Here is a 24,848-nt window from a genome sequence, read left to right as displayed (position 1 = left end):
CTACTTCGCCAGTTCCCTCGATCGCTTCGTCGCTGCCGCAATCGCGCGGATCATGAGGTCGCGCAGGCCCGGCTCGCCCATCAGGACGCCGAGGGCCGCCGCGGTAGTGCCGCCGGGCGAGGTGACGTTCTGGCGCAAGGTGCTGGAGGGAAGGTCCGACTGATGCAACAGCTCACCGGAGCCCGCCACGGTTTCGCGCGCGAGCTTGGTCGCGAGCGCTTCGGGCAATCCCGCCTCGACGCCGGCACGCGCGAGCTCTTCGGCGAGCAGGAATACATAGGCCGGCCCCGAACCGGACACGGCGGTCACCGCATCCATCAGGCCTTCATCCTCGACCCATTCGACCGAGCCGGTGGCGCGCAGCAACGCATCGGCCACCCTGCGCTGTGAGGTGCTGACATTCTTCGCGGCGACGGCCACCGTGATGCCGCGCCCGATCGCGGCCGGCGTGTTCGGCATCGCGCGCACGACCGCCCCGCCGCAGACCTCCTCGAGCGAAGCGATCGTGGTTCCCGCCATGATCGAGACGACGGAGGTCTTCTCCGAAACAAACGATTTCAGCCCGGCGCCGGCCTCGCGGAACATTTGCGGCTTCACCGCGACGACCATCGTCTCGACGGTGCCTGCTGTCTTCATGTCGGGATTGACCGCAACGCCCTTGGCAGCCAGCGCGGTGATCCCGGGCGAAACGTGCGGATCGATCACCGCAACGCGCCGTGGATCGAGCCCGCCCGCCAGCCAGCCGGTCAGCATCGCGCCGCCCATCTTGCCGGCGCCGGCGAGCAGGATGGTGCCGGTGATGTCTTGGAGTGTGTTGTTTGCCATCGCTGCCGCCAAATCCGCCGTCCTGGCGAAAGCCAGGGCGCATGACCCCGAGGAGGTTTTAGTGGATGGCGGCCGGAGCAACAAGCATCGCGGGCGACCGAGAGACCTTGCGGTATCGCTCCTGGCTTTCGCCAGGACGACGGGTGAGAGGAAGCTATCCGTCCCCCGCCGTATCGGACGCGGGCCTTACGCCTCGCCCACCGTATCGAACATCGCCGCGTCCATGGCCTGCGCCGTGGTCTTGCCCGCCCACACCACGAACTGGAACGCCGGGAAGTAGCGTTCGCAGGCATGGATGGCGCCGGCGAGCATGGCTTCGCATTGCGCGGCCGAGGCCGTGAGACCGCCGGGCAGCACCAGCGCCTGACGGTGCATGATCATGCCGGTGTTGGTCCAGAGGTCGAAATGGCCGATCCACAATTGCTCGTTGACGGCCGCAACCAATCGCTGCACCTCGCCGCGCCGCGCGACCGGAATCTTCATGTCGAATGCGCAGGCCAGATGCAGCGCTTCGATCTCGCCCATCCACGTGAAAGAGATCTGGTAGTCGGTCCATTGTCCCTTCGAGACAATGGTCAGTTCGTCTTCGCCGGAGCGTTCGAACGGCCAGTTGTTGCTGGCAGCGATATCCTCGACCACCGCGAGGGGATGGCTTTTGGAATCGATAGTGCCTTCGAGCAGGGACATGCCGTCTCGACCTCTTGCCTTCTTGTTGTCTTTAGATACGCACGCGGTTGGTCCGGCGCGCGCTTCCTTAACCTGGTTAAGGGCAATCTCTTCGGAGTCGCTTTCAGCGATCCTCGGACCAGCGCGGGCTTGTCGCGGATCAACTGATGTGATTTGCGGAATCTGCGCAACTGGGTCGCGAGTCCGTCCACAAGCCAGGACTCGTTCGTCCACAGCTCATCTCGGACACAATTATTAATTTGAGAACAAACCGGAATCGGATCGAGCCGGCCGCCGGCTCAATCGTTAATTCCGCCCTGCGGGGGCCGTCTCGCTCCAGCGGAATGGGACCATGCGGCTTTTTGGGTCGGAACAGGCTTGCTGTGGCCGCGGACCGGCGTCATATTTCCGGTCAGGTCGTTCATCCCGAACGGCCGATGTTCTCAGGGCGGGGTGAAAGTCCCCACCGGCGGTAAGGGCCGAAAGGCCCAAGCCCGCGAGCGCCTTCCCCAAGGTTTTGGCTGAGGGGAAGGGTCAGCAGATTCGGTGCAACTCCGAAGCCGACGGTTAAAGTCCGGATGAAAGAGAACGGTCGGTGGCAGACGCATCGCAGGATGCGGCTGTCTGTCGTTCCGTGTGCCCTGATTCTGGTCCTGAAGAGGAAAGCCATGAATCAGATGCTGCAAGATCCCCAAACCGAAACCTCCCAAGCACAACCGCCGGTTCCAGTGACCGAGCATCCCCGCTTCGCAAAACCACAGCGGGTGGCCTTCGTGCAGGCCTGCTGGCACCGCGACGTGGTCGCGGAAGCCCGCATTGCCTTCTTGAAGGAGGCCGAGGCACGCCATCTCACCCACGTCGACGTGTTCGAGGTGCCGGGCTCGTTCGAGATCCCGCTGCATGCGCAGGTCCTCGCCAAGACGCGGCGCTACACCGCCATCGTCGCAGCGGGCCTCGTCGTTGACGGCGGCATCTATCGTCACGAGTTCGTCGCCGACACCGTGATCAAGGCGCTGATGGACGTGCAGCTGCGCACCGAGGTGCCGGTGTTCTCCGCCGTGCTGACGCCGCAGCAATTCCACGAGACCGAGGTGCACTACGATTTCTTCCGCAGGCACTTCACGATCAAGGGCATCGAGGTCGCAGCCGCCTGTGCGGAGACGTTGCACGGCCTGGAGCGGCTGCGCGGCCAGGTCGCGGCGGGGATTGTATAGCAGTCGCAAAGACTCGCGCTCCTCTTCCTGAGGAGCGCGTAGCTCACCCCAGCGACACCCCGGCCTTGGCGCGGCTGATCCCGAGGGTCAGGATTCGATGTAGCAGCTCCTTGTATTTCAGCCCGTCATGTTGAGCCGCTGTAGCGAACTCCTGGCTCTTGGCGATCTCGGGGTTGGGGTTGGCTTCGATGAAATACGGCGTGCCGTCGGCAGCGAGGCGGAAATCGATGCGCGCGTAGCCGTCGAGGCCAAGCGCCCGGTAGATGCGTTTCGCGGCACGCTGGATGCGCGCGGTGACTTCGGGCGCGAGATCCTTCGCCGGTCCGTCGACGATGCCGACGCGCTCCTGATAGTCGGTGTCGTGCTTGGCTTTTTCGGTGGCGATATGGCGTGAACTGCGCCCGCCCATGCTGCCGAACTTCAATTCCCAGACCGGCAGCACGCGCAGCCGGTTGTTGCCGAGCACGCCGACATAGAGCTCGCGGCCTTCGATGAACTGTTCGGCGATGGCGGCCGTTTCGCTCCGATCATGGATGAAGGCGACGCGCTCCGCGAGCTTTTCGTCGGTATCGACGATGGAGGCCTGCGAGATGCCGGCAGATCCATCCATGTTGAGGCTCTTGACGATCAGCGGCAACGCAAGATGCTTTGGCCGCTTGACCTTGCGCCGCATCGGGAAAACGGCGAAGGCCGGGACCGCGATCCGGCGGTGATGGACCAGCGTCTTGGACAGGTCCTTGCCGCGCGCCAGGATCAGGCCACGCGGGTTGCACCCGGTATAGGGGACCTTCATCAGCTCGAGATAGCTGGCGATGTGCTGATCGTAGGCGACGTTGTAGTGGAATTCCTCCAGCAGCGTGAACACCACGTGCGGCTTGAACTCCTCGATTGCTTCGCGGACCGGCCTGATTTCCTCCTGCGCGCCGAGTGCGCGGACCTCATGGCCGGCCGCGCGCAAGGTGCTGACGACGTCGTATTCCGTTTTCCAGTTGTTGATCTCCCGCGCCGTGTAGCCGTCGGAGGAGTCCGGGGGCACGAAGTCCGGATGCATCAGCACGAGAACACGGAGTCGTCTCATAGCGCGATCCATTTGCGCCGAGACGGGCCGAACAGTGCGTGCATCGTCTTGGCGGTCACGAGGACGGTGAAATCGAGAACGAGCTTCTGTTCGGGACCCACCGCGCGCAAGTCGAGCTCGCGGCAGCGGGAGATCATGTCGTCGAGCACGGCATCGAGGGTGAGCTGGTTCTCGCCGGTCCATCGCGCGACCAATTGCCTGATCCGGCCACGGTGCCGCCGGATCAGGCTCGCTGCGGGCCGGGACCGATGATGCCGTGGATCGGCGGAAAACAGCCGGGACAGGTCGCGATCGTAGGTCTTCGGCGGCGTGAAGGCGTAGAAGGCCTGCTTCTTCTTGTAGTGGTCTTCCAGCGTCTGGCTGAGCTGGCCCAACGGATCGACGCGTTCTCGCGTGGTGATGACAGGTCGCTTTCCCGCGATCTCGCCCATCAGCTCGTCGACATATTCAAGCTTTCTCAGCGCCGGCCAGCCGGCATATCGCGTCCGCCAGTTCGAGCGCGGTCGCAACCACACCGCAAACGTTTCGGCGAAATCCTCGTCCGGGTGGCTCTGCGCGTACCAGAGCCTGAGGTGCTGGACGTAACGCCGGCTCGCCGGGTTGGGCCGATAATAGCGTGGATAGTGCTTCGAAGACGGTCCGAACAGCTGCTGCCAGCGCCGCCGGCGCTGCAACTGGAAGCCGTGCTGCACGGCATGGCCGGCCTCGTGACGAAGGATGGCCATGCACTCGCGCCAGGTGCCGCCCTCGACGTCGAACATCATCTTCTTCTCGAGCTTCATCAGGCGCGGATGGGCGAGATAGAACGGAATCGCGATTCCGGGCACGTCACCCGGGCTGAACCATTCGCTCGAGATCCAAGTATGCGGCCGCAGCCGGATGCCGCGCTCTTCCATCTCCTCGTGCAGCGCGGCGACGCAATCCGCGAGCCAGGTGCCTTCGACCTTAACTTTCAGGCTGGAGAGGCGCTGCTTGAGCAGCTCGTCATCCGACAGCTTTTCCCAAGCGAGTTTCCGGCGCGGCATCAGGTATCCAGAGGGGATGACTCAATGTCACGATGATGTCATGGGTAGCCGCCGGCAACAACCCGTGGGGGCGGCGCGCCAGGGTTCGATGCCGTAGGCTGGGTTACGCCGAGCAGATGCGCTTTGCGCATCTCCACGGCTGACCCACCCTAAGAAGTCAGCGTGATCAGTCGAACAGGCTCGAGACCGACTCTTCCGCCGCGGTGCGCGCGATGGCGTCGGAGATCAGGCTGGCGATCGGCAGCGTGCGGATGTTCGGCGCCTTGGTCACCGCTTCCGTGGCCAGGATCGAATCGGTGATGACGAGCTCTTTCAGCTTCGAACCGGCGATGCGGGCGGCCGCGCCGCCGGAGAGCACGCCGTGGGTGATGTAGGCGTAGACCTCCTTGGCGCCCTTGGCGATCAGCGCATCGGCTGCGTTCACCAGCGTGCCGCCGGAATCGACGATGTCGTCGACCAGGATGCAACTGTAGCCGGAGACGTCGCCGATCACGTTCATGACCTCCGACTCACCCGGTCGTTCGCGGCGTTTGTCGACGATCGCGAGCGGGGTGTTGATGCGCTTGGCGAGGCCGCGGGCGCGGGCCACGCCGCCGACGTCGGGCGAGACCACCATCACCTTGCCGAGGTCGAAACGTTCGCGGATGTCACGCACCATCACGGGCGCGGCGAACAAATTGTCGGTCGGGATATCGAAGAAGCCCTGGATCTGTCCGGCGTGCAGGTCGAGCGTCATGACGCGGTCGACGCCGGCATGGGTGATCAGATTGGCAACGAGCTTGGCCGAGATTGGCGTGCGCGAGCCGGAGCGGCGGTCCTGCCTGGCATAGCCGAAATAGGGGATCACGGCGGTGATGCGGCGCGCCGATGAGCGGCGCAGCGCGTCGGTGATGATCAGTAGCTCCATCAGATTGTCGTTCGCCGGAAACGAGGTCGACTGGATGATGAAGGCATCCGAGCCGCGGATGTTCTCCTGGACCTCGACGAAGATCTCCATGTCGGCGAAGCGCCGCACCACCGCTTTGGTCAGCGGCACATCGAGGCCCTGCGCGATGGCTAGCGCGAGAGCCGGATTGGAGTTGCCGGCGACAAGCTTGATGGAGCCGTTCTTGGCCGACATGGACGCTTCCTCCCGCGCTTTGCTGGATACGACGTTCAACATCAGAAAATACCCACTGGCAGCACGGTTACGACGGGCGAGGAAATATCAGGCGAGAGGCCGCAATGGCAACCCGGGATGCTACGTTTTCCCTCTGAAAACCCTGAGTCGGGCCAACAGCTTGGCGGTAAACCGGGCCCGTGGTTTAGCGGTGGTTATTGCTGGGCATAACTGAGCGCTCCGGCCGGCATCGCCGGCGCCGCAGCCTCCGGCGTGACGCTGGCCACGGCAGGTCCGCGCAGGTCCGGAACCGAACCTGGCGCATCGGTCGGCGCACCATTGATCATATTGGAAAGTCCGCTGAATCCGGCTTGGGCGATCTTCCGCAGCACCAGATCGTCGGCAGCCTGCCAGGGGTCGCGGCCGCCCTTGGCTGTGGTTGGTTCCTCGCCGGACAGCCGTAGCGCACGCTGCTGGTTGGCGTCGTAGACGTCCCAGACCCAGGCGATCACGGTCCTGCCGCGCACCACCTGGGCGGAGAGGTAGCTGCGCACGTGGTAGGCGGCCGTCCCCTCGCGGGAAACGATCGAGAGACTGCGCAGCTTGGATTCGCTGTCGAGCACGCCGACCATGCGGTCGAACACCTGCGGCGGCGGTCCGTCAATGGACTCGAATGCCACCGTCGCGCCGGAGCCGGCGCTCGGCGTCGCCATCGCGTAGGAGTTGGCGGGCGCGTTGCCGCCGGCACAGCCGGCCAGCACAGTCGCTGCCGTCAGCAGCACGACCGCCAGCACGCGCGAGCCCGCATGGCGCAAGTTGGATGACGCTTCCCTCATTGAGGGCAGCGATATCGTTAAAATCGATTAAGGTCTAGGGCAGAGGCGCCACAGACCACTGTCATTCCCCGGCGCGCCTCTCGGCGCGAGCCTGGAATTCGTTTCGCCGCGTCAACTGCTGAGCGATGGATTCCGGGTTCTCGCTTCGCGAGCACCGGAATGACACAGTGTGTTGCTCTTGTGTTCACCCTTCCAGCGCGATCGCGTGGACGTGGCGGCCGTAGTCCGACTCTTTGCGATGCACCGAACGGCGATAGCTGAAGAAGCGTTCGTCCGCGTAGGTATCGAGACCGAGGTCGTCGATCATCAGAATGCCGGCGGCTTCCAGCCGCCTGCGGATGAAGCCGGCGAGATCGAACATCGCGTGGCCCTCGCGCACCGACGGGATGAAGAATGCAGCATTCTCGGCATCCGCCTCGATGAAGCGTTCAACGAACTCGTTGCCGACCTCATAGCTGTCCTGCCGGATCAAGGGACCGATCGCGGCGATGATGCCGCTGCGCGAGGCGCCGAGTTTCTCCATCGTCGCAATCGTGGACTCGAGCACGCCGGTCAGCGCGCCTTTCCAGCCGGCATGTGCGCCGCCGATCACGCGGGCATCGGGGTCGACGAACAGCACCGGGCCGCAATCGGCGGTGGAGACGCCGAGCGCGATGCCCGGCGTTCGGGTCACCAGCGCATCACCCTTCGGCCGCGGTCCGCTCGGCCATGGCGCGTCGGCAACGAGCACGTCGGGGGAGTGGATCTGGTGCAGGCTGAGGAAGCGGTCGGCTGCGACGCCGACATGCTCGGCCATACGGCGGCGGTTCTCTGCAACCAGGGCCTGATCGTCGTAGGAGCCGAGCCCGCCGTTCAGCGCGGCATAGATCCCACTGGAGACGCCCCCTTCACGCGTGAAGAAGGAATGGCGCAGGCCGGGCACCGCCGACAGCAGCGACGACGTGACGGTCATCAATTGCCTCCGCCCGGTTCCAGATCGCTGAGGCCGGCAAGGCCCGTCAGCCGCGGCTCGGAGACGCCGAGCACCTTGAACATCGCGCCCATGCCGCCGCGCCCGGTGTCGGTCAGCCGCTTCAGCGCCACCGAAATGTCGGTGGCGACTTCAGGCGTCGCCTTCTGCATCAGCGCCGCCGCGCGGGTGTCGATACCGATGCGCTTGAGGAAGTCACCTTGCGTCACCGGCCCGTGCACGCGCGCGCCGACGTCTTCGGCCGCCCGCGCCAGCGCCTGAAAGTCGACATGGGCGGTGACGTCGGCCTGGCCGGGAGCCTTCAGCGGATCGGTGAAGCTGTGACGCGCGATCGCCTGGAAAGTGTCGCCGGCATCGCTGCGCAGATGGCCGTAGTCGATGATCAGCGCCGCGCCGTCCTGGTCGCGCACGCGCGTGGCGAGCTTCATGATCTCCGTATCGGGCCGCCATTCGAACACTGCGCCGACCGGCGCCGCCCGCACAAGGGGCGGCAGCAGCACGTCGAAGCGCGGCGTCGGCTCGGATGCGGCGCCGAACTGGAGCTTGCCGTTCGGATCGATCTCGATCACGCGCTCATGCCAGCCGTCTTCGCGCTTCACCATCTGGTGGATCGGCAGCACGTCGAAATATTCGTTGGCGAGAATGACTGCCGGTCCTTCAGGCACGTCGTCGATAGTGTCGTGCCAGGAGACATTGTTGCGTACGCCCGACAAGGTCGCCTGCTGCCGCTCGCGCAGGACCGGATTGACCTCGACCAGATGAATGCGGAGCCCCTGATAGAGCGGTGGGAGCACGCGCAGTGCGCGCAACGCGTCGGCCATCATGGTGCCGCGGCCGGGACCGATCTCGATGAGTCGCAGGGATTGCGGCGAGCCCATCTGTTTCCAGACCGAGGCCGTCCACAACCCCAGCAGTTCGCCGAACATCTGACTGACTTCGGGCGAAGTGGTGAAGTCGCCTTCGCGCCCGAGCGGATCGCGCGAGACGTAATAGCCGTAGCGCGGATGCATCAGGCACGCTTCCATGTATCGCCAGACCGGCATGGGGCCTGACGATTTGATCAATGCCTTGATCTCGTTGAGCAGGGGCTGTTCGGTCACGTGTCTTCTCGAAATGAATTAACGAACGGCTTCGGTGGCCCTCGGCGCGCCGCGCCTGAGAGCCAATACAATGAGTATGCTGCCGACAATAAGCATCGGGATCGACAACAGCATACCCATGGTTAATCCGCCCCAGAGATAACCGAGCTGAACGTCGGGCTCGCGGAAATGCTCGCCGATGATCCGTGCCAGGCCATAGACCAGGATGAAGGCACCGAGGATCATGCCGGGACGCTTCAAGGCCCCCCTTCGGATCATCACCGCGAGCACGACGAACAGCAGGACGCCCTCCATGCCCGCTTCGTAAAGCTGGCTCGGATGGCGCGGCACATCACCGCCGGTCGGAAAGACCATGGCCCAGGGCAGACTCGGGTCGGCTGCGCGGCCCCACAGCTCCCCGTTGATGAAGTTGGTCAGTCGCACCAGGAAAATTCCGATCGGCGCAACGCCGCAGGTGATGTCGCCGAGCGACAGGATCGAGATGCCATTCTTCCGGGCGAACCATATCACCGCCACGACGCAGCCGAGAAAGCCGCCGTGGAACGACATGCCGCCTTCCCACAATTTGAAGATGGCCGCCGGATGCTCGGTGAAGAACGGCAGATTGTAGAACAGCACGTAACCGGTGCGGCCGCCGAGAATGATGCCGAGCGTCACCCACAGGATGAAATCGTCGATCTGCGTCAGGCTGATCGGCGATGCGCCGGCCCATAGCCTGTCCTTCTTGATCAGTGAACGTGCATACAGCCAGCCGAACGTGATCCCGCAGATATAGCCGAGCGCGTACCAGCGGATCGCGAACGGCCCGATCGCGACCGCGATCGGGTTGAAGGACGGGAAGTCGATGAGCAGAGGGGGCATCGCGCCTGCTATTGCTGGACGAGATTGCGGCGATAGAGCGCCAGCAGCCGCTCCCAATGCCGCTCGGCGGCGTCGCGGTCATAGACCGGGCGCTTGGGGAAGGCGAAGCCGTGATGCGTGCCGGGATAGACCTCGACCTCGGCTTTCGCGCCGCTCATGCCCTGCTTGACCTTCTCGATAATCTCCGGCGGCGCGTAGATATCGGTCTCGGCGCAGGCGAAATACAGCTCAGCCTTGGTCTTGCTGGCCGCGAGATGCGGGCTGTCATCCTGGTCGGTCGCGAGCTGCACACCGTAGATCGAGGCGGCGGCCTTGACGCTTTCAGGGAAGTGCGTGGCGGTGTTGATGGCGTAGCGTCCGCTCATGCAGTAACCGACGGTGCCGACAATTTTGCTGTTCGCAGCCGTCTGACCCTCGGCATAGGTGAGCAGCGCGCGCGTGTCGTCCATGATCATGGGAATGGTCAGTGAGCCCATCAGCGCGAACATGCGCTTGCGCTCCGGCGCGTCCGGGTCGGCCGGCAGCGCGCCGAGCTCCATCACGCCGGAGCGGTAATAGAGGTTCGGCAGCATCACGTAATAGCCGGAGGTCGCGAGCCGGCGGGCCATGTCGCGCAGCTCTTCGCGGATCGCCGGCGCGTCCATATAGAACAGGATCACCGGGAACGGTCCGCCGCGTTCGGGATGGACGATGAAGGTCGCGGTGTGGCCGTCCCTGGTGGGGATTGCGATCTGCTGCTCGATCATGTCTTGCGTTCCGCGTTGTGATTCCCGTTATGCCGGGACGTTGAATACGATTGCAAGGAAACCGGGGCATGACAAGGATACCGCGGCGCGGCCCTTGAACCTGTCACCGCGGATTGCCATTGTCTTTCCACGTGTTCGCGCAAAGTTTATCGGGGCCGCCACCAGATCGATAAGCGACCGATACAGGAGACCGACATGACCCAGACCACCAACCGGTTTTTCGACGAGATCGGCCGCATGATGAACGATGCCGCCGGTGCGGCTCAGGGCGTCAAGCGCGAGTTCGACACTGTCATGCGCAACCAGGCTGAAAAATTCCTGCGCGACATGGACCTGGTCAAGCGCGAGGAGTTCGAGGCGGTCAAGGACATGGCCCGCCTGGCGCGCGAGGAGAACGAGACCCTGAAGGCACGCATCGCGGCGCTGGAGGCCAAGCTCGGCGGGGCCACCGGCTGAGGTCGTCATGCCCGGGCTTGTCCCGGGCATCCACGTCTATCCTCCCACCTCGCAACTCCTGGATGGCCGGGCCAAGCCCGGCCATGACAGTGTTCCGGGCCAGACCGGCCCCCGCAAAAAATCCCCGCATTTCCTTGTCATTTCCGCATCTTCCGGGTAAAAGCCCGCCACGTTCACGGCCCCCGCACCCCTGGAGGCTTGCTGTGGACCATGCCATGGGCCGCGCTGCGGCCCATTAACTTTTGCAAAAACAAGGACTTAGACTATGGCGACGACCGTCAAGGAATTGAAGGCGACCGCACGTCCGAAGAGCGGCAAGGGGGCCGCCCGGGCTGAGCGTCGCGCCGGCAGAGTGCCCGGAGTGATCTATGGTAACAACCAGCCCCCCGTCACGATCTCGATCGAAGATCGCGAACTGCGCCAGCGCATTCTGGCCGGCCGGTTCCTGACCACGCTGGTCGACATCGACCTCGAGGGCAAGAAGCATCGCGTGATTCCGCGCGACTACCACCTCGATCCGGTCAGGGACTTCCCGATCCATGTCGACTTCATGCGGCTCGGCGAAGGCGCTACCATTCGCATCAGCGTTCCCTTGCATGTCGTGAAGGCGGAAGGTTCGCCCGGCGTGAAGCGCGGCGGCACCGTCAACATCGTTGCCCACGCGATCGAGCTCGAATGCGGCGTCGAGAGCATCCCGCAGTACATCGAGGCCGACGTCGGCTCGCTCGAAATCGGTCACTCGCTGCATCTGTCTGACATCAAGCTGCCGGCTGGCGTGAAGGCGCTGACCCGCGAGGACGCGACCCTGGTCACCATCGTGCCGCCGTCCGGCTACGCCGAAGAGCAGAAGGCCGCTGCTGCGGCTGCTGCCGGTGGCGCGGCTCCCGGCGCGGCGGCTGCTCCGGCAGCTGGCGCTGCGGCTCCGGCTGCGGGGGCTGCTGCGCCTGCGGCTGCTGCCAAGGCTCCCGCCGGCGGCGACAAGAAGAAGTAATCTCTCAAAAGAGCCGGCGCGTGATCTCCGATCGCGCTCCGGCTGAGGGGCGCGCCGCGTCATGCGACTCTTTGTTGGGCTCGGCAATCCCGGCGCGAAATACGCACGTAACCGGCACAATATCGGCTTCATGGCCGTCGACGAGATTGCGCGGCGTCATGGTTTCGCACCATGGCGCCGTCGCTTTCAGGGTGAGACTTCGGAAGGCACGCTCGGCACTGAGCGCGTGATCCTGCTCAAGCCCACGACCTACATGAACGAGTCCGGCCGCAGCGTTCAGGAAGCGGCGAGCTTCTTCAAGATCGCGCCCGGCGACACCACGGTGTTTCACGACGAGCTCGAGCTGCCGCCGGGCAAGGTGCGGGTGAAGATCGGCGGCGGCATCGCCGGCCACAATGGCCTGCGCTCGATCTCGGCGCATATCGGCAACGAGTATCGCCGTGTCAGGCTCGGCATCGGTCATCCCGGCGTCAAGGAGATGGTGCACGGCCATGTCCTGTCGGACTTCGCCAAGGCCGACAACGACTGGGTGACGACGCTCTGCGACGCGGTGGCCGAGCACGCCGCACTGATCGCCAAGGGCACGGACGCGACCTTCGCCAACAGGGTGCATCTGGCGATGCAGGCGAAGGGATTTTTGACCAAGGACGAAAACGGCAAGGAATAACGCTCGTGGGATTCAAATGCGGAATCGTCGGATTGCCCAATGTCGGCAAGTCGACCTTGTTCAATGCGTTGACCGAGACGGCTGCGGCGCAGGCCGCGAACTATCCGTTCTGCACCATCGAGCCCAACGTCGGCGAGGTCGCCGTGCCCGATCCGCGGCTCGACAAGCTGTCGGCGATCGCCAAATCGGCGCAGATCATTCCGACCCGCCTGACCTTCGTCGACATCGCCGGCCTCGTGCGCGGCGCTTCGAAGGGTGAGGGTCTCGGCAACCAGTTCCTGGCCAACATCCGCGAGGTCGACGCCATCGCGCATGTGGTGCGTTGCTTTGAAGATTCCGACATCACCCATGTCGAGGGCAAGATCGCCCCGCTCGCCGACATCGAGACCATCGAGACCGAGTTGATGCTCGCCGACCTCGACAGCCTCGAGAAGCGCGTCGACAACCTGACCAAAAAGGCCAAGGGCAACGACAAGGACGCCAAGGAGCAGCTCGACCTCGTCAACCGCACGCTGGTGCTGCTGCGCGACGGCAAGCCCGCGCGGCTCGTGGAGCGCAAGGCGGAGGAGGAGCGTGCTTTCGGCATGCTCGGCTTGCTGTCGTCCAAGCCCGTGCTCTATGTCTGCAACGTGGAGGAAGGCTCGGCTGCGACCGGCAATTCGTTCTCCAAGGCTGTGCAGGAGCAGGCGGCGAAGGAAGGCGCCGTGGCCGTCGTGATCTCCGCCAAGATCGAATCCGAAATCGCGACCATCTCGCGCGACGAGCGCACCGACTTCCTGGAGACGCTGGGTCTGGAAGAAGCCGGCCTCGATCGCCTGATCCGCGCCGGCTACACGCTGCTCGATCTCATCACCTATTTCACTGTCGGCCCGAAGGAAGCGCGGGCCTGGACCATCTATCGTGGCACCAAGGCGCCGGGCGCCGCCGGTGTCATCCACACCGATTTCGAGAAGGGCTTCATTCGCGCCGAGACCATTGCCTATTCGGACTATATCGCCTTCAACGGTGAAGCTGGCGCCCGCGATGCCGGCAAGCTTCGCCTGGAAGGCAAGGAATACGTCGTCGCCGACGGCGACGTGATGCACTTCCGGTTCAATACGTAAGGCGCGAAGCGGGGTGCCTCACCGCATCCCGCCGCCCTGATCCCTGATCGCGCCGAGATGCTCGTTGATGCGAAACACGATCAGGATCAATTCCGCGGCGATGCGCGAGAACACGATGCCGACGACGACGCCCGCGATCGATTCCAGCACGACGAGGAACCCGGCAAACGGGCTGATTGCCATCGCGGTGAGGCCGGCAAAGATTCCGGAGAGCCCGAACAGGCAGATCACGCCGATCACCAGCCAGTAGAAGGTCTTGATGATCGTCGGCGTGATGAAGCGGTCCCATTGAAACAGGTCGCTGAATGAAAACATCTCTCTCCCCCGTGCCGGATCGCGCCCCCCGGCCGCGCCAGCAGACGATGAGACAGGTCTGACCCTACTCGCTGAATGTAGCACGAGCCATGCGGACCGGCCGGTTGAGATTGCCGCAAAGTGCGGCCACAATCTGTCCTTCCCGCAAAGCTTTTCCGAGATGACCCTGACATTCGAAGATTTCCCGCCCGGCCGCTATGGAACGTTCGGCCCGCGCCACGTCAGCCGCGACGAGATTTTGGCGTTTGCCGCCGAGTTCGATCCGCAGCCGATGCACCTCGATGACGAGGCTGCCGGCAAAAGCATGCTGCGCGGCCTCTCCGGCTCCGGCTGGCACCTCTGCTCGCTGATGATGCGGATGATGGCCGACGGGTTCATTACCCGTGCCGCGTCGCTCGGATCTCCCGGGGTCGATGAAGTGCGTTGGCTGTCGCCACTCAGACCGGGCGACGACCTGACACTGGATGTTGACGTGCTCGAGGCCCGTACCTCGAAGAGCCGTCCGAATCTCGGCATCGTCAAGTTCAAATGCACGGTGCGCAACGGCAGGGGCGAAGCGCTCGGCGAGATGGTCTCGCCGATCCTGATCGAACGGCGCGCGGGAGCGGTCTGATGCGGTTCTTCGAAGAGATCGAGATCGGGCAGCGTCGCGACATCGGCAGCTATAAATTCACTGCGGAATCCATCAAGGCCTTCGCCGCCAAGTTCGATCCGCAGCGCTTCCATCTCGACGAGGAGGAGGGCAAGAATTCGCTATTTGGTGGGCTCGCTGCGTCCGGCTGGCATGTCGGCTCGGCCTGCATGAGCCTGCTTGTCGCCGACGGCCAGCGTCAGGCGCGGGAAGCCGCAGCACGCGGCGAGGAGGTCGCGGTGTGGGGCCCGTCACCGGGCTTTCGCGATCTGCGCTGGATCAGGCCGGTGCTGTCAGGCGATACCGTGAGTTACGCAAATGTCGTCATCGACAAGCGCAGCTCCGCCTCGCGCCCTGGGTGGGGCATTCTGACTGCCCGCACCACCGGCACCAACCAGCGCGGCGAGGAGGTGTATTCCATCACCGCCAGCGCGTTCGTGCCGATGCGGAAGGGCGGTTAGACCAGTTCCAGAATGAACGACAAAAACAGCGCGCGAGTGTTGCCCGCGCGCTATGGACGCGATTCCGGGTGGCTGCCATAAGCCTCCCCAAGATGGCTGGCGCTCGCAAAGCGGCTGCCGGAACCATCGAGTTGCTAACCAATTATGAACCTGTCGCTGTCTATTTGAACGAACTGGGCAGAGTACAGGGGACGAGAACAATGGCAGACCGCGGCGCACTCAAGCTGGTCGGATTCATCTTCGCTACCACGACCCTGGCCGTGATGCTGGTGGCCGGGATGGTGGTGAAGGGTTACGCCGACGGCGCCTACACCCTGGAAGCCTCGACGGTCGAAGCGAGCCGTTAAGGCCTCGTTAACTTCTGGGAGCCGCGACGCGGCCTTCGCCTTCAGCGGCTGTAGACGAGCGCCAAGATCCCGATTGCAACAGCCAGCAGCCCGACAAAGCGCAGCATGATGGTCCCGAACTGGTTCGGCGCGGGCCGCAACGGTATCGGGTCCGTGTTATCGGGCCGAATGCTTTCCATCTGAGATGTCCCCGAGGCCCGGCCGTCGGCGGCACGGGCACCAAGGCATTGGTCGCCGGAGCGGGGCGGACGGTTCACGGTTGAGCACGAACTCCATCCGGAATCAAAACCGCCGCGTCCCTTCCGGAACGCGGCGGCTGGTGATGCCGGGGTCGGCGCGATCAGCTGTTGCGCAGGCCGTCGGCGGCGCGCTTCCACTGAGCGACGTTGTCGGCGATCATGCGGGTCGACTTCATCGCGGCTTGGCTCAGCTGGGCGTAGCCGGAGATCTCGCGCTGGACGCGCTGGCCTTCGGCGTGGAGCAGGTCGCGCAGGCTTTCGAGCTCGGAGATCAGATTCTCGATCTCGGCAAGCGAGGTGCCCGCGACGCGCTGGATCAGCGAGTTGACGTTGGTGACGGTTGCTTCCGCGCTGGGATCGAGCGGCGGCGAATCCGTGGCCGTGGTGGTCGCGGCGGGCCGGCGCAGATAGGCGATATCGTTGCGGACGAAATCGCGGATGCCGGCTTCGACTTCCGTCACGGCGGCGAGGTTGCTGTCGACCGTCTCGGTCTCGGTGGTCTCGGTCTTTTCCGGACGCATGGCGTTCATCGTTATTCCCCTGTTCGCGTTGAGCGCAGCGCGAGTGTCCCCCGCACGACGATGTGTGTCAGGCCGGCGCATCTGGGCGTCGGATTTTGACCGCAACGGGGCCGAGATGCGGCAAGGCCGGACCATTCGGGGGCTTTGCCGTGGCGCATGGTTACGAGAGTCTAAAGAAGGCTCACCAGCTCTTCTTGAATCCGGCCGTCACGCTCTTGCTGATCGCGCCTTGCGAGGTCTCGCCGACCGAGCCGGAGACGGTGACGTTGTCGAACAGCTTCTGCTCGGCGCCGACCTTGCGCAGCCATTTGTCGTCGTTGGTCGACATGGTCTGGCCGGCAGTGATGCTGGTGCCGGTGTCGGTGAGGGTCACCTTGGCAGACTGGTCGGTCTCGTAATTGATGTGCCCGCCGACGCCGGGCAGCGCCGCGGTGCCCTGCTGGTTGACGCTGTAGCCGTTCTGCAGCGTCAGCGACGTATCGCCCGACAGCGGCAGCGATTTGGTCAGCGACGCCGCGAGCTTGCTCTGCTCGGTGCCGGGATCGACGCGGGCTTCCACCGCGGTCTTGTCCCAGACGACGCCGGCGCCCGGCGCGGTGGCGGCGGCCCAGGCGGTGCCGGAGGATTGCGGCAGGTTGCCGCCATTGGCGGCCTTCTCCGCCAGCAGCTCCGACATCGTGGTCGGCTCTTTCGTCACGGTCATGTCGGCGCCGATGCGGGTGTCCCAGAACGGCGACACCGACTGCTTCACCGTGACGGCCGAGGAGCCGTTGGCATTGACGTTGGTCGACCAATTCATGCCGCTGGCGGCGGCGGCCTTCGCGCGCTTCTTGGCGGCCATGATGTCGTTGAGCGTGCCGGCGTCGATGGCGAGCTGGCTCCAGTCGAGCTTGTCGACGTCGATCCCCTTGAGCACGTCGGCGTCGTTGACGTCAGGGGCCGTCTCGGCGAGCTCGGCCTCCTCGTCATCAGGCGTGACCGCACCGGGGGCGGGGGAGAAGGGCGGAATGATCTGCGCCTGGGCCGTCAGCATCGAGCCAAAAATGAACGCGGCCGCCAGCGGCAGCCTGATCCGGCCTAAACCTGTCGAGAATTCCATTGCCTTGCCCGCGAGCCCAGTTCGCGCGGAAGATGCGGAACTATCGTTGCGAAATTGTGGCGTTCAGAATAGCGAACCAACGGGCCGCGCGAAAGGCGCGCGCCCGACGACGAGCTTGTCCACGACGCCGTCCGGCGGGGCTGGAGGCCATGACGAAGTCGCGGTAGCATCAATCGACCGGTCCCGCATTGCGGAGCCCGTTGGTGTCCCGCTCAGCCGACGCCGGTCATCCTTGGCAGATGAATGGCGCGGCCGAGTGCCTGCTCGACCAGATCGAACGTATCGACCAGCACCCGCATGCTGACGAGCCTGTCAGCCCTGAACTGGGCGAACTGCGCCACGCGCAAGCTGATCGGCTTGTCGGAATCGAGGGCCGTCAGCGAATAGCGCAGCATCGAGGAGGCGGAATCGATGCCCAGCATGATGCTCTCGCGGTCGAAGCGGCGGACGCGGAAATTGTCGGCGAGCTGGCGGATGACCTGGAGCACGGCCGCCTTGCCCTGGCGCGCGCCCAGGAACGGAAACATGTCGATCGGACCGTAGATCGCCCACTCGACGTCCTCGTCGATCAGGGCCTCGATATCGTCGAAATGCCGGTCGTTGATCGCGCGGTGCAACGCACGCGAGAAACGCCAGAGACTGTGCTCCGTCATTTTGGGGCGTCCTGAAACTGGCTTGCAGAAAAACGGAAAACAACCCCGTGCACAGCAAGGTGCCGAAGGGCCGGTCAATTCATTCGTATACGAACAAATACGGGATTTCCGGAAAAACTCAAATCACGTTTTTGCAATGCGCAAGTGAGCGCGAAATGTGAGATTTACAATAGAACCCCGCAATTTTACCGGTCCCGGCCACGGGCCGGCTCGGTCGCGGACCCCGGCTCAACCGCGATGACGTCGTCGCGCATGGCCAGCAGGGCGAACAGCACCCCGCCGCCGATCCCGCCGATGGCGGCCCCCACCGGCATGAAGGTGAAAAACACCAGCATGCCGCTATAGCCTTCGAAACGCGTCGTATGCGCGATCTCGACCCAGGCGAGCCCGGCCCCGATGCCGAGCGCGGCTCCGCCCAATGCGCCCAGGAACAGTCCCAACATTGCAAGCAACGCAACTTTCATCGGCACCGATCCCCAGCCGGCGTTCCCAACGTCCCCTGATCAGTCGAAGGACAGGCGAGGGAGGTTCAAGCCCGCGACAGTGCTCACTCCCCGTGCCGACCTGGCCTTCGCCGGGATGACGGCGGACATCTTGACGCCGTGCATGTGAGCGCGTCTCGCCACGCGGCGAGTGCGGGAACCCAGCGCGTTTGTGTTCGTTGAGACGCCGGACACCGCAGGAGACAATCATGAAATCCCCGCTCATCGCGATCACCGCCGCGCTCCTCATGCTGGGCGCAAGCTCCGCCGCCAACGCCAAGGGCTGCATCAAGGGCGCCATCGTCGGCGGCGTGGCCGGCCATTATGCCGGCCATCACGGCATGCTCGGCGCCGCCGCCGGCTGCCTCTACGGCCGCCATCGCGCCAACGAGCAGGACAGGCAGCAGCAACAGCAGAGCCAGGTGAACGGCCAGGGCAAGCTGTAAGCGCCTGTCGCTCTCCGACAAGATCACTGAATGATGCACCCAACCTGCTGCATCGCGTCGGCTCGCGATGACCGGGCTGATACTGTCCGTGATGGCGGTGAGTGCGCGGTGAGGACACCCGCCACTCATCGACCAAACGAGCACCTACCTCTTCTTCCACCCACCCCGTCGCCCCGGCGCACCACCCGTCGACTTCGGTGCCGGCCCGAACTCCGGTCCCGACTGCCGTGAATCCGTCGGCTGGATGATCCGGCTCGTGCTGCCGAACGGCTTTGACGGCAGCGACTGGTTTTCCCGATAGGGCAGCGATTCCGGGCCGTGCATCTCGTCGAGATGCGGCTTGTGCACTTTCGAGCCGCTGCCGCCGCCGCTGGCTTTCAGCGCGGAGCTCACGGTCTTTTTCTTCATGGCGCTGACCGGCAGGTTCGCGGCATCGCCATACTTTCTGGTGCCGGCATAGGCGCCGGCCTTGACCTGCACGGTGCGCTGCTTGGCGGTGGGGTCGTCGACGACGGCGAGCTCGGTGGCGCGCAGGCGCTTGACCTCGTCGCGGAGGCGGGCGGCTTCCTCGAAGTTCAGATCGGCGGCGGCCTCGCGCATGCGCGTCTCGAGATCGGCGAGCACGGCTTCGAAATTGTGGCCGATCGAGATGACGTCGTCGGTCATGTCGTGGCCGCCGATCTCGACCAGCACGTGGTCGCGCTCGTAGACCGAGTTGAGGATGTCGCCGATCTGCTTCTTCACGCTCTCCGGCGTGATGCCGTTGGCATTGTTGTACTCGACCTGCTTCTCGCGGCGACGGTTGGTCTCGGCGATGGCGCGCTCCATCGAGCCGGTCATCTGGTCGGCATAGAGGATCACCTTGCCGTCGACGTTGCGCGCGGCGCGGCCGATGGTCTGGATCAGCGAGGTCTCGCTGCGCAGGAAGCCTTCCTTGTCGGCGTCGAGAATCGCGACCAGCGCGCATTCGGGGATGTCGAGGCCTTCGCGCAACAGGTTGATGCCGACCAGCGCGTCGAACGCGCCCAAGCGAAGGTCGCGGATGATCTCGATGCGCTCGATCGTGTCGATATCGGAGTGCATGTAGCGGACACGTATGCCCTGCTCGTGCAGATATTCGGTGAGGTCCTCCGCCATGCGTTTTGTGAGAACCGTGATCAGCGAACGGTAGCCGGCCTGCGCGGTGGCGCGCACTTCGCCGACGAGATCGTCGACCTGGGTGCGGGCGGGGCGGATGTCGACGGGCGGGTCGATCAGCCCGGTCGGGCGGATGACCTGCTCGACGAACACGCCGCCGCTCTCGTTCAGTTCCCAGCTGCCCGGGGTCGCCGATACCGCGACCGTCTGCGGCCGCATCATGTCCCATTCCTCGAAGCGCAGCGGGCGGTTGTCCATGCATGACGGCAGGCGGAAACCGTATTCGGCCAGTGTCGCCTTGCGGCGGAAGTCGCCGCGGAACATGCCGCCGATCTGCGGCACGGTGACGTGGCTTTCGTCGGCGAACACCAGCGCGTTGTCGGGGACGTATTCGAACAGCGTCGGCGGCGGCTCGCCGGGCAGCCGCCCGGTGAGATAGCGCGAATAATTCTCGATGCCGGCGCAGCTTCCCGTCGCCTCCATCATCTCGAGATCGAAGGTGGTGCGCTGCTCCAGCCGCTGCGCCTCCAGCAGGCGTCCCTGGTTGTTGAGCTGGTCGAGCCGCTGCTTCAGTTCAGATTTGATCGACTTGATCGCCTGCACCAGCGTCGGGCGCGGCGTCACATAGTGCGAGTTGGCGTACATCTTGATGAATTCGAGCTCGTCCTGCTTGTGGCCGGTGAGCGGATCGAACTCCTCGATACTCTCGATGGTGTCGCCGAACAGGTTCACGCGCCAGGCGCGGTCTTCATAGTGCGCCGGGAAGATGTCGATGACGTCGCCGCGCACGCGAAACGTGCCGCGGGTAAAGTCGGCCTGCGTGCGCTTGTACTGCAGCGCGACGAGGTCGGCGATGAGCTGGCGCTGGTCGATGCGCTCGCCCTTCTTCAGCGCGAAGGTCATCGCGGTGTAGGTTTCGACCGAACCGATACCGTAGATGCAGGACACCGAGGCGACGATGATGACGTCGTCGCGTTCGAGCAGCGCGCGCGTCGCCGAATGGCGCATGCGATCGATCTGCTCGTTGATCGAGGAGTCCTTCTCTATGTAGGTGTCCGTGCGCGGCACATACGCTTCCGGCTGGTAGTAGTCGTAATAGCTGACGAAGTACTCGACCGCGTTGTCGGGGAAGAAACTCTTGAACTCGCCGTAGAGCTGGGCGGCGAGCGTCTTGTTCGGCGCGAGGATGATCGCGGGCCGTTGCGTCGCCTCGATCACCTTGGCCATGGTGTAGGTCTTGCCCGAGCCGGTGACGCCGAGCAGCACCTGCGAACGTTCGTTGCGCTGGATGCCCTCGACAAGCTCGGCGATCGCGGTCGGCTGGTCGCCGCGCGGCTCGTATGGCGATTTGATCTCGAAACGGACGCCGCCTTCCGACTTTTCCGGGCGCGGCGGCCGGTGCGGGGTCCACACTTTGGTGGAGCCGTCGTCCTTGCGGAACTCGGGCCGGCCCTCGCGGATCAGCGATTCCAGTGCGTCGGCCGTCGCCTTGACGCCGAGCGCCTCCATCTTGCTGCGCGGTGGACGCGCGAGTGCCTCGGCATCGTCCTCTTCGGTGGGCAGGCCGAGCTGACGCGCCAGTTCCGGATCGAGCGTCGGGATCGTGGCCGCGGTTCCGTAATTGGCCTGCGGCGCCTCGCCTAGACCTTCGGTCGAGGCGCGGGCGCCTGCCGGCTGCGGATTGGGCCGCAGCGGCATCGGCCGCGTCGAATCCTGCGGAAACTCCTTCGGCGTCGAAGCGCGGGCCCGATGCGCCGCGGCCTCGCCCCCGGCGCGGCGATCGCGCGAATTATCCGGCGGCGGCTGCAGCCCGGTACCCGATCCCAGCCCGGCATCGCCGCGATTGATTGCGGGATTGAGCAATTCGGCCAGGGCCGGCCCGATCGGCTGCACATCGGGCCGATGTGCCTTCGAATTCGGTGCTTTGGCTTTCGGAGATTTCGGGGGAGCAGGTTTCTTCGCCATGCTCCGAATATGGGACGAGTCCGCCCCTCAGAAAAGAGCGAATGCCCGTTCCGTGCGCAGGCTGCTGACAGCAGGTTGGCAGCAGGCCTTGTTCAGTGATCCCTGTTACCTGACCGCTGGCGATTACGCCACCGGCAGCGGCCCGTCGCCGTCGCCGACCGTCAGGCGCGGCTTGAGGATATCGAGATGGATCCCGCCGCAATCGATGCAGCGCATGGTCCAGTACTCGCATCCGGCGCGGCCGCCGATCACACGGAGCACCGTGAGATCGCCATCGCATTCCGGGCATATCGCCAGCACCTTGCGCGGATAGATCCTTGACCCTGGATCGTTGTCGTATTCGATGACCGACATGAACCGGTGTCCCCTGTTGCGCTTCAGTCCTGTTGCCGTCGACTATTCGTCGTCGCGGTCGTCGGCGCGGTGGCGGAAGCGGTCGATGTGATGCTTGGCGTCGGCGATCGCGGCTTCGGAATCGGGCCAGGCGAAGCCGACTTCCATGGTCGGAAACAGCACGCCATCGATGGCAACCGGGCTGAAATCGGCGCGCCGGATACGGGCGTGCCACAGCCCCTTGCCAGCTTCGAAGGATTCGATGTCAAAGCCGTCGTAAAGGGTCGTCATTGGTGGTCCCCAAAATGGTCTCGTGCCGGAGGGTTAGAGCACCACGTTTGCGGATTTGGAAATGTGAAGCGGTTCACAAGCGGCCGGCTTTTTTAGGCGTCAGCTCCGCGCCGCGACGCGTCCGGACCGCCGCGGCCTCGCCGCGGGTTCCGCTGCCGCCCGCATGATCCAGCGGCGGAACGCGGCGAAGTCGCGCTGTTCGGTCTGGAAACTGCGGTACAGCAGGTACCAGCGCATGCCCTTGGGCACGGAGAGCTCGAAGAACGGCGCCACCAGGCGTCCGGCGGCGAGATCGTCGTCGATATAGGGCCGGATGCCCATGGCGATGCCGAGCCCGTCGGCCGCGGCTTGCAACGCCTGGCCGTAGAACTGGAACTCGGGCCCGCGTGGATTGATGCGGGTGAGGTTCGCGGCCTTCAGCCAGAGCGGCCAATCCTCCGGCGAATGCTCGACGCGGATCAGGCTCGGGCCTTTGAGGTCGGCCGGCCGCTTCAGGCTGGCGGCGAGGCGGGGCACGCAGACCGGCGTCAGGTCGCCGGCGAACAAGGGCTCGGCGACGAGCCCCGGCCAGTCGCCGGTGCCGAGCTTGATGCCGCAGCTCCAGTCCTCGCCGAACGGCACCGACGCCCCGCCGGTGGTGAAGCGTACCTCGATGTCAGGCTCTTCGTTGCGGAACTCCGACAGCCGCGGAATCAGCCAGCGCATCGCAAACGTATGTCCGACGCCGATGGTGAGCACGCGCACGCTGGACGGCGCCGTCACCTGCGCGGTGAGGCTGGCGAGCGCATCAAAGATCGGCGTCAGCCCGCTCTGATAGGCGCGGCCTGCCTGCGTCAGCACCAGCCTGTTGGCCTTGCGCTCGAACAGCGCGACGCCGAGCCGTTCTTCCAGCAGATGGACCATGCGGCTGACGGCGGCCGCCGACACGCTCAGCTCGATGCCAGCCGCAGCAAAGCTGCCGGTCCGCGCCGCCGCCTCGAATGCCTTGATGCCGTTGAGAAAGAGCAGCCGTCGCAACCGTATCGACCCTCAGGAAAGCTGATGCCAGGCCAAGATAACTCAGTTTGCGAAGGCAGAGCAAGCGAGGCACAAACATCAGCGTAATTCATGCTGATTGTTGAGGGGCGCACGGCCTTTCGCCTCTCCCCGCAAGCGGGGCGAGGCGGAATGGGCAGCCTGCGTCCCGGGCCTGTCGAAAGGAGACCCACGTGACGCCCATCATGATTGCTGCGCTTGGATTGCTGATGGTCGGCACCGCGTTCCTGTCGGGGCTATTCGGCATGGCGGGCGGGCTGATCCTGATCGGCGTGCTGCTTGCCCTGATGCCGCTGCCGACAGCGATGGTGCTGCATGCGATCACGCAGATGGCCTCGAACGGCTGGCGCGCTTTGCTGTGGCGCAAGCATATCCGCTGGCGGCCGGTCGCAAACTACATGGTCGGCGCTGCCATCGCGCTCGCGGCCTGGTCGCTCACGCGCTACGTGCCAGACAAGCCCATGGCGCTTTTGATGCTGGGTGCCACGCCGTTCATGGCGCGGCTGCTGCCGACCAATATCAAGCCCGACCCTGATCGCCTCTGGCAGGGCACCGTTTATGGCACGATCTGCATGGGCTTGATGCTGATGACCGGCGTCTCCGGCCCATTGCTTGACACCTTTTTCCTCGGCGGCAATTTCGGCCGGCGCGAGAAGGTGGCGACCAAATCGATGTGCCAGATCGTCAGTCATTTCACCAAGCTGATCTATTTCGGCGGTGTCATCGACCAGGCCGCCTCGCTCGATCCCGTGCTGGCCGGCCTTGCGATCGCGGCCTCGATGCTGGGCACCACGCTGGCGCGACGCCTTCTCGAGGCCATGACCGACCAGCAATTCGTGGCCTGGTCGAACAAGCTGATCACGACCATCGGTTGCTACTACATCGCCTATGGCGGCTGGCTCCTGCTGCGCGTGCCGGTGCTTGCCGCGTTGACCAAGGGAGGTTTGCAATGAGCGAGACGGCCGACCCGCTGGTGCTGGATTTCGTCGAATGGATCGCGCGCGAGCCACGCGCCTATGCCGAGGTGATCGCGACCTGGAAGACCTCCTGCCCGCGCCTCACCATCTGGGAGGACGCCGCCGATCGTGGCTTCGTCGCACGCGAAACGCTGCCCGGCCTCGGCCTGGTCATCGCCGTGACGGAAGACGGTGAGAGGCTGCTGCGAAACAACGGGCGCTAGCGTCTCGCCACATCGTCGTTGCGAGCGCAAGCGAAGCAATCCAGAATGCCTCCGCCGCGGTAGACTGACCGTAACA

General features: G+C 64.7%; 31 protein-coding genes and 1 riboswitch. Of the genes, 11 read left to right on the top strand and 20 right to left on the bottom strand.

Going from position 1 to position 24,848, the window contains the following annotated elements:
* Together proC and ACVIIW_RS04455 are read right to left on the bottom strand one after the other, a co-directional pair.
* Positions 1-825, bottom strand: coding sequence for a pyrroline-5-carboxylate reductase (proC, locus tag ACVIIW_RS04460; RefSeq protein ID WP_456699628.1), 825 nt, complete (start codon positions 823-825; stop codon positions 1-3).
* Between the two features lie 186 nt (positions 826-1,011).
* Entirely contained in the window at positions 1,012-1,512 is a 501-nt protein-coding gene (locus ACVIIW_RS04455) for a YbjN domain-containing protein (protein ID WP_456699627.1), read from the bottom strand.
* A gap of 414 nt (positions 1,513-1,926) precedes the next feature.
* Positions 1,927-2,085, top strand: a riboswitch (FMN riboswitch).
* 74 nt (positions 2,086-2,159) lie between these two features.
* Here ACVIIW_RS04455 and ACVIIW_RS04450 point away from each other — a divergent pair.
* Positions 2,160-2,705, top strand: coding sequence for a 6,7-dimethyl-8-ribityllumazine synthase (locus ACVIIW_RS04450; protein WP_456699626.1), 546 nt, complete (start codon positions 2,160-2,162; stop codon positions 2,703-2,705).
* A gap of 43 nt (positions 2,706-2,748) precedes the next feature.
* Here ACVIIW_RS04450 and ACVIIW_RS04445 read toward each other — a convergent pair whose 3' ends face one another.
* The 8 genes from ACVIIW_RS04445 to ACVIIW_RS04410 form a co-directional block, all read right to left on the bottom strand.
* Positions 2,749-3,783 carry a D-alanine--D-alanine ligase family protein gene (locus ACVIIW_RS04445; RefSeq protein ID WP_456699625.1) on the bottom strand — a complete coding sequence of 345 codons (1,035 nt, stop codon included), beginning with the start codon at positions 3,781-3,783 and terminating at the stop codon, positions 2,749-2,751.
* On the bottom strand, positions 3,780-4,808 hold the full coding sequence (locus ACVIIW_RS04440; RefSeq protein ID WP_456699624.1) for a putative zinc-binding metallopeptidase: 1,029 nt from the start codon (positions 4,806-4,808) through the stop codon (positions 3,780-3,782). Before ACVIIW_RS04440 ends, ACVIIW_RS04445 begins: the two co-directional genes overlap by 4 nt.
* A gap of 166 nt (positions 4,809-4,974) precedes the next feature.
* The gene (locus ACVIIW_RS04435; RefSeq protein ID WP_456699623.1) at positions 4,975-5,928 is read right to left on the bottom strand and encodes a ribose-phosphate pyrophosphokinase; all 954 of its coding nucleotides are present in this window, start codon (positions 5,926-5,928) and stop codon (positions 4,975-4,977) included.
* A gap of 194 nt (positions 5,929-6,122) precedes the next feature.
* Positions 6,123-6,743 (bottom strand): hypothetical protein, encoded by a 621-nt coding sequence (locus ACVIIW_RS04430; protein ID WP_456699622.1) that lies wholly within the window; start codon positions 6,741-6,743, stop codon positions 6,123-6,125.
* Between the two features lie 184 nt (positions 6,744-6,927).
* Positions 6,928-7,695 (bottom strand): peptidoglycan editing factor PgeF, encoded by a 768-nt coding sequence (gene pgeF, locus ACVIIW_RS04425; RefSeq protein ID WP_456699621.1) that lies wholly within the window; start codon positions 7,693-7,695, stop codon positions 6,928-6,930.
* Positions 7,695-8,813, bottom strand: a complete 1,119-nt coding sequence (locus ACVIIW_RS04420) for a class I SAM-dependent methyltransferase (RefSeq protein ID WP_456699620.1) — start codon at positions 8,811-8,813, stop codon at positions 7,695-7,697. Before ACVIIW_RS04420 ends, pgeF begins: the two co-directional genes overlap by 1 nt.
* Before the next feature lie 18 nt (positions 8,814-8,831).
* A complete protein-coding gene (gene lgt, locus ACVIIW_RS04415) occupies positions 8,832-9,674 on the bottom strand; it encodes a prolipoprotein diacylglyceryl transferase (protein WP_456699619.1) in 843 nt (280 codons plus the stop codon).
* An 8-nt stretch (positions 9,675-9,682) separates the two neighbouring features.
* Entirely contained in the window at positions 9,683-10,420 is a 738-nt protein-coding gene (locus ACVIIW_RS04410) for a dienelactone hydrolase family protein (RefSeq protein ID WP_456699618.1), read from the bottom strand.
* A 195-nt stretch (positions 10,421-10,615) separates the two neighbouring features.
* Between ACVIIW_RS04410 and ACVIIW_RS04405 the strand changes: the two genes are divergently transcribed.
* From ACVIIW_RS04405 to ychF, 4 genes are all read left to right on the top strand, one after another.
* On the top strand, positions 10,616-10,876 hold the full coding sequence (locus tag ACVIIW_RS04405; protein WP_456699617.1) for an accessory factor UbiK family protein: 261 nt from the start codon (positions 10,616-10,618) through the stop codon (positions 10,874-10,876).
* A gap of 265 nt (positions 10,877-11,141) precedes the next feature.
* Positions 11,142-11,867 carry a 50S ribosomal protein L25/general stress protein Ctc gene (locus tag ACVIIW_RS04400; protein WP_456699616.1) on the top strand — a complete coding sequence of 242 codons (726 nt, stop codon included), beginning with the start codon at positions 11,142-11,144 and terminating at the stop codon, positions 11,865-11,867.
* Between the two features lie 61 nt (positions 11,868-11,928).
* The gene (gene pth / locus ACVIIW_RS04395; RefSeq protein ID WP_456699615.1) at positions 11,929-12,534 is read left to right on the top strand and encodes an aminoacyl-tRNA hydrolase; all 606 of its coding nucleotides are present in this window, start codon (positions 11,929-11,931) and stop codon (positions 12,532-12,534) included.
* 5 nt (positions 12,535-12,539) lie between these two features.
* Entirely contained in the window at positions 12,540-13,637 is a 1,098-nt protein-coding gene (ychF, locus tag ACVIIW_RS04390; protein ID WP_456699614.1) for a redox-regulated ATPase YchF, read from the top strand.
* A gap of 18 nt (positions 13,638-13,655) precedes the next feature.
* Here ychF and ACVIIW_RS04385 read toward each other — a convergent pair whose 3' ends face one another.
* Positions 13,656-13,952, bottom strand: coding sequence for a DUF4282 domain-containing protein (locus ACVIIW_RS04385; protein WP_456699613.1), 297 nt, complete (start codon positions 13,950-13,952; stop codon positions 13,656-13,658).
* A 160-nt stretch (positions 13,953-14,112) separates the two neighbouring features.
* Between ACVIIW_RS04385 and ACVIIW_RS04380 the strand changes: the two genes are divergently transcribed.
* The 3 genes from ACVIIW_RS04380 (at position 14,113) to ACVIIW_RS04370 (ending at position 15,391) form a co-directional block, all read left to right on the top strand.
* On the top strand, positions 14,113-14,565 hold the full coding sequence (locus ACVIIW_RS04380; RefSeq protein WP_456699612.1) for a MaoC family dehydratase: 453 nt from the start codon (positions 14,113-14,115) through the stop codon (positions 14,563-14,565).
* A complete protein-coding gene (locus ACVIIW_RS04375; protein ID WP_456699611.1) occupies positions 14,565-15,044 on the top strand; it encodes a MaoC family dehydratase in 480 nt (159 codons plus the stop codon). Before ACVIIW_RS04380 ends, ACVIIW_RS04375 begins: the two co-directional genes overlap by 1 nt.
* A 200-nt stretch (positions 15,045-15,244) precedes the next feature.
* The gene (locus tag ACVIIW_RS04370) at positions 15,245-15,391 is read left to right on the top strand and encodes a hypothetical protein (protein WP_456699610.1); all 147 of its coding nucleotides are present in this window, start codon (positions 15,245-15,247) and stop codon (positions 15,389-15,391) included.
* Between the two features lie 41 nt (positions 15,392-15,432).
* Here the strand turns inward: ACVIIW_RS04370 and ACVIIW_RS04365 are convergent, their stop codons facing one another.
* The 5 genes from ACVIIW_RS04365 to ACVIIW_RS04345 all read right to left on the bottom strand — a co-directional run bounded on the left by ACVIIW_RS04365 (position 15,433) and on the right by ACVIIW_RS04345 (position 18,367).
* Positions 15,433-15,570 (bottom strand): hypothetical protein, encoded by a 138-nt coding sequence (locus ACVIIW_RS04365; protein WP_456699609.1) that lies wholly within the window; start codon positions 15,568-15,570, stop codon positions 15,433-15,435.
* Between the two features lie 161 nt (positions 15,571-15,731).
* Positions 15,732-16,160, bottom strand: a complete 429-nt coding sequence (locus ACVIIW_RS04360; RefSeq protein ID WP_092230134.1) for a hypothetical protein — start codon at positions 16,158-16,160, stop codon at positions 15,732-15,734.
* Positions 16,161-16,332: 172 nt separating this feature from the next.
* The gene (locus ACVIIW_RS04355; RefSeq protein WP_456699608.1) at positions 16,333-17,250 is read right to left on the bottom strand and encodes a hypothetical protein; all 918 of its coding nucleotides are present in this window, start codon (positions 17,248-17,250) and stop codon (positions 16,333-16,335) included.
* Between the two features lie 212 nt (positions 17,251-17,462).
* Positions 17,463-17,903, bottom strand: a complete 441-nt coding sequence (locus ACVIIW_RS04350) for a nuclear transport factor 2 family protein (RefSeq protein ID WP_456699607.1) — start codon at positions 17,901-17,903, stop codon at positions 17,463-17,465.
* Positions 17,904-18,088: 185 nt separating this feature from the next.
* Positions 18,089-18,367 carry a hypothetical protein gene (locus ACVIIW_RS04345; protein ID WP_456699606.1) on the bottom strand — a complete coding sequence of 93 codons (279 nt, stop codon included), beginning with the start codon at positions 18,365-18,367 and terminating at the stop codon, positions 18,089-18,091.
* A gap of 227 nt (positions 18,368-18,594) precedes the next feature.
* Between ACVIIW_RS04345 and ACVIIW_RS04340 the strand changes: the two genes are divergently transcribed.
* Entirely contained in the window at positions 18,595-18,831 is a 237-nt protein-coding gene (locus ACVIIW_RS04340) for a hypothetical protein (RefSeq protein WP_456699605.1), read from the top strand.
* 144 nt (positions 18,832-18,975) lie between these two features.
* Here the strand turns inward: ACVIIW_RS04340 and uvrB are convergent, their stop codons facing one another.
* From uvrB to ACVIIW_RS04320, 4 genes are all read right to left on the bottom strand, one after another.
* Positions 18,976-21,933 (bottom strand): excinuclease ABC subunit UvrB, encoded by a 2,958-nt coding sequence (uvrB, locus tag ACVIIW_RS04335; protein WP_456699604.1) that lies wholly within the window; start codon positions 21,931-21,933, stop codon positions 18,976-18,978.
* Between the two features lie 123 nt (positions 21,934-22,056).
* Positions 22,057-22,287, bottom strand: a complete 231-nt coding sequence (locus ACVIIW_RS04330; protein WP_456699603.1) for a hypothetical protein — start codon at positions 22,285-22,287, stop codon at positions 22,057-22,059.
* 42 nt (positions 22,288-22,329) lie between these two features.
* Positions 22,330-22,557 (bottom strand): hypothetical protein, encoded by a 228-nt coding sequence (locus ACVIIW_RS04325; RefSeq protein WP_456699602.1) that lies wholly within the window; start codon positions 22,555-22,557, stop codon positions 22,330-22,332.
* Positions 22,558-22,656: 99 nt separating this feature from the next.
* On the bottom strand, positions 22,657-23,574 hold the full coding sequence (locus ACVIIW_RS04320; RefSeq protein WP_456699601.1) for a LysR substrate-binding domain-containing protein: 918 nt from the start codon (positions 23,572-23,574) through the stop codon (positions 22,657-22,659).
* A gap of 191 nt (positions 23,575-23,765) precedes the next feature.
* Here ACVIIW_RS04320 and ACVIIW_RS04315 point away from each other — a divergent pair, with 191 nt between their 5' ends.
* Entirely contained in the window at positions 23,766-24,545 is a 780-nt protein-coding gene (locus ACVIIW_RS04315; RefSeq protein ID WP_456699600.1) for a TSUP family transporter, read from the top strand.
* Complete coding sequence (locus ACVIIW_RS04310; RefSeq protein ID WP_456699599.1) at positions 24,542-24,772, top strand: hypothetical protein; 231 nt, start codon at positions 24,542-24,544, stop codon at positions 24,770-24,772. The genes ACVIIW_RS04315 and ACVIIW_RS04310 overlap by 4 nt, the downstream gene beginning before the upstream one ends.
* The last annotated feature ends 76 nt before the right edge of the window (positions 24,773-24,848 follow it).

The sequence above is a fragment of the Bradyrhizobium sp. USDA 4449 genome (assembly GCF_054056275.1).
Note: the sequence above shows the minus strand (reverse complement) of the source record. Positions and strands in the feature narration are given on the sequence as shown.

Bases quoted from the DNA above. Each gene is read 5' to 3' on its own strand.
- ACVIIW_RS04355 (WP_456699608.1), bottom strand. From the start codon at position 17,250: ATGGAATTCTCGACAGGTTTAGGCCGGATCAGGCTGCCGCTGGCGGCC.
- ACVIIW_RS04410 (WP_456699618.1), bottom strand. From the start codon at position 10,420: ATGATCGAGCAGCAGATCGCAATCCCCACCAGGGACGGCCACACCGCG.
- ACVIIW_RS04450 (WP_456699626.1), top strand. From the start codon at position 2,160: ATGAATCAGATGCTGCAAGATCCCCAAACCGAAACCTCCCAAGCACAA.
- ACVIIW_RS04370 (WP_456699610.1), top strand. From the start codon at position 15,245: ATGGCAGACCGCGGCGCACTCAAGCTGGTCGGATTCATCTTCGCTACC.
- ACVIIW_RS04440 (WP_456699624.1), bottom strand. From the start codon at position 4,808: ATGCCGCGCCGGAAACTCGCTTGGGAAAAGCTGTCGGATGACGAGCTG.
- ACVIIW_RS04445 (WP_456699625.1), bottom strand. From the start codon at position 3,783: ATGAGACGACTCCGTGTTCTCGTGCTGATGCATCCGGACTTCGTGCCC.
- ACVIIW_RS04360 (WP_092230134.1), bottom strand. From the start codon at position 16,160: ATGAACGCCATGCGTCCGGAAAAGACCGAGACCACCGAGACCGAGACG.
- uvrB (WP_456699604.1), bottom strand. From the start codon at position 21,933: ATGGCGAAGAAACCTGCTCCCCCGAAATCTCCGAAAGCCAAAGCACCG.
- ACVIIW_RS04330 (WP_456699603.1), bottom strand. From the start codon at position 22,287: ATGTCGGTCATCGAATACGACAACGATCCAGGGTCAAGGATCTATCCG.
- ACVIIW_RS04400 (WP_456699616.1), top strand. From the start codon at position 11,142: ATGGCGACGACCGTCAAGGAATTGAAGGCGACCGCACGTCCGAAGAGC.
- pth (WP_456699615.1), top strand. From the start codon at position 11,929: ATGCGACTCTTTGTTGGGCTCGGCAATCCCGGCGCGAAATACGCACGT.
- ACVIIW_RS04435 (WP_456699623.1), bottom strand. From the start codon at position 5,928: ATGTCGGCCAAGAACGGCTCCATCAAGCTTGTCGCCGGCAACTCCAAT.
- ACVIIW_RS04310 (WP_456699599.1), top strand. From the start codon at position 24,542: ATGAGCGAGACGGCCGACCCGCTGGTGCTGGATTTCGTCGAATGGATC.
- ACVIIW_RS04430 (WP_456699622.1), bottom strand. From the start codon at position 6,743: ATGAGGGAAGCGTCATCCAACTTGCGCCATGCGGGCTCGCGCGTGCTG.
- proC (WP_456699628.1), bottom strand. From the start codon at position 825: ATGGCAAACAACACACTCCAAGACATCACCGGCACCATCCTGCTCGCC.
- ACVIIW_RS04325 (WP_456699602.1), bottom strand. From the start codon at position 22,557: ATGACGACCCTTTACGACGGCTTTGACATCGAATCCTTCGAAGCTGGC.
- ACVIIW_RS04380 (WP_456699612.1), top strand. From the start codon at position 14,113: ATGACCCTGACATTCGAAGATTTCCCGCCCGGCCGCTATGGAACGTTC.
- ACVIIW_RS04340 (WP_456699605.1), top strand. From the start codon at position 18,595: ATGAAATCCCCGCTCATCGCGATCACCGCCGCGCTCCTCATGCTGGGC.
- pgeF (WP_456699621.1), bottom strand. From the start codon at position 7,695: ATGACCGTCACGTCGTCGCTGCTGTCGGCGGTGCCCGGCCTGCGCCAT.
- ACVIIW_RS04405 (WP_456699617.1), top strand. From the start codon at position 10,616: ATGACCCAGACCACCAACCGGTTTTTCGACGAGATCGGCCGCATGATG.
- ACVIIW_RS04350 (WP_456699607.1), bottom strand. From the start codon at position 17,903: ATGACGGAGCACAGTCTCTGGCGTTTCTCGCGTGCGTTGCACCGCGCG.
- lgt (WP_456699619.1), bottom strand. From the start codon at position 9,674: ATGCCCCCTCTGCTCATCGACTTCCCGTCCTTCAACCCGATCGCGGTC.
- ACVIIW_RS04385 (WP_456699613.1), bottom strand. From the start codon at position 13,952: ATGTTTTCATTCAGCGACCTGTTTCAATGGGACCGCTTCATCACGCCG.
- ACVIIW_RS04365 (WP_456699609.1), bottom strand. From the start codon at position 15,570: ATGGAAAGCATTCGGCCCGATAACACGGACCCGATACCGTTGCGGCCC.
- ACVIIW_RS04375 (WP_456699611.1), top strand. From the start codon at position 14,565: ATGCGGTTCTTCGAAGAGATCGAGATCGGGCAGCGTCGCGACATCGGC.
- ACVIIW_RS04345 (WP_456699606.1), bottom strand. From the start codon at position 18,367: ATGAAAGTTGCGTTGCTTGCAATGTTGGGACTGTTCCTGGGCGCATTG.
- ACVIIW_RS04455 (WP_456699627.1), bottom strand. From the start codon at position 1,512: ATGTCCCTGCTCGAAGGCACTATCGATTCCAAAAGCCATCCCCTCGCG.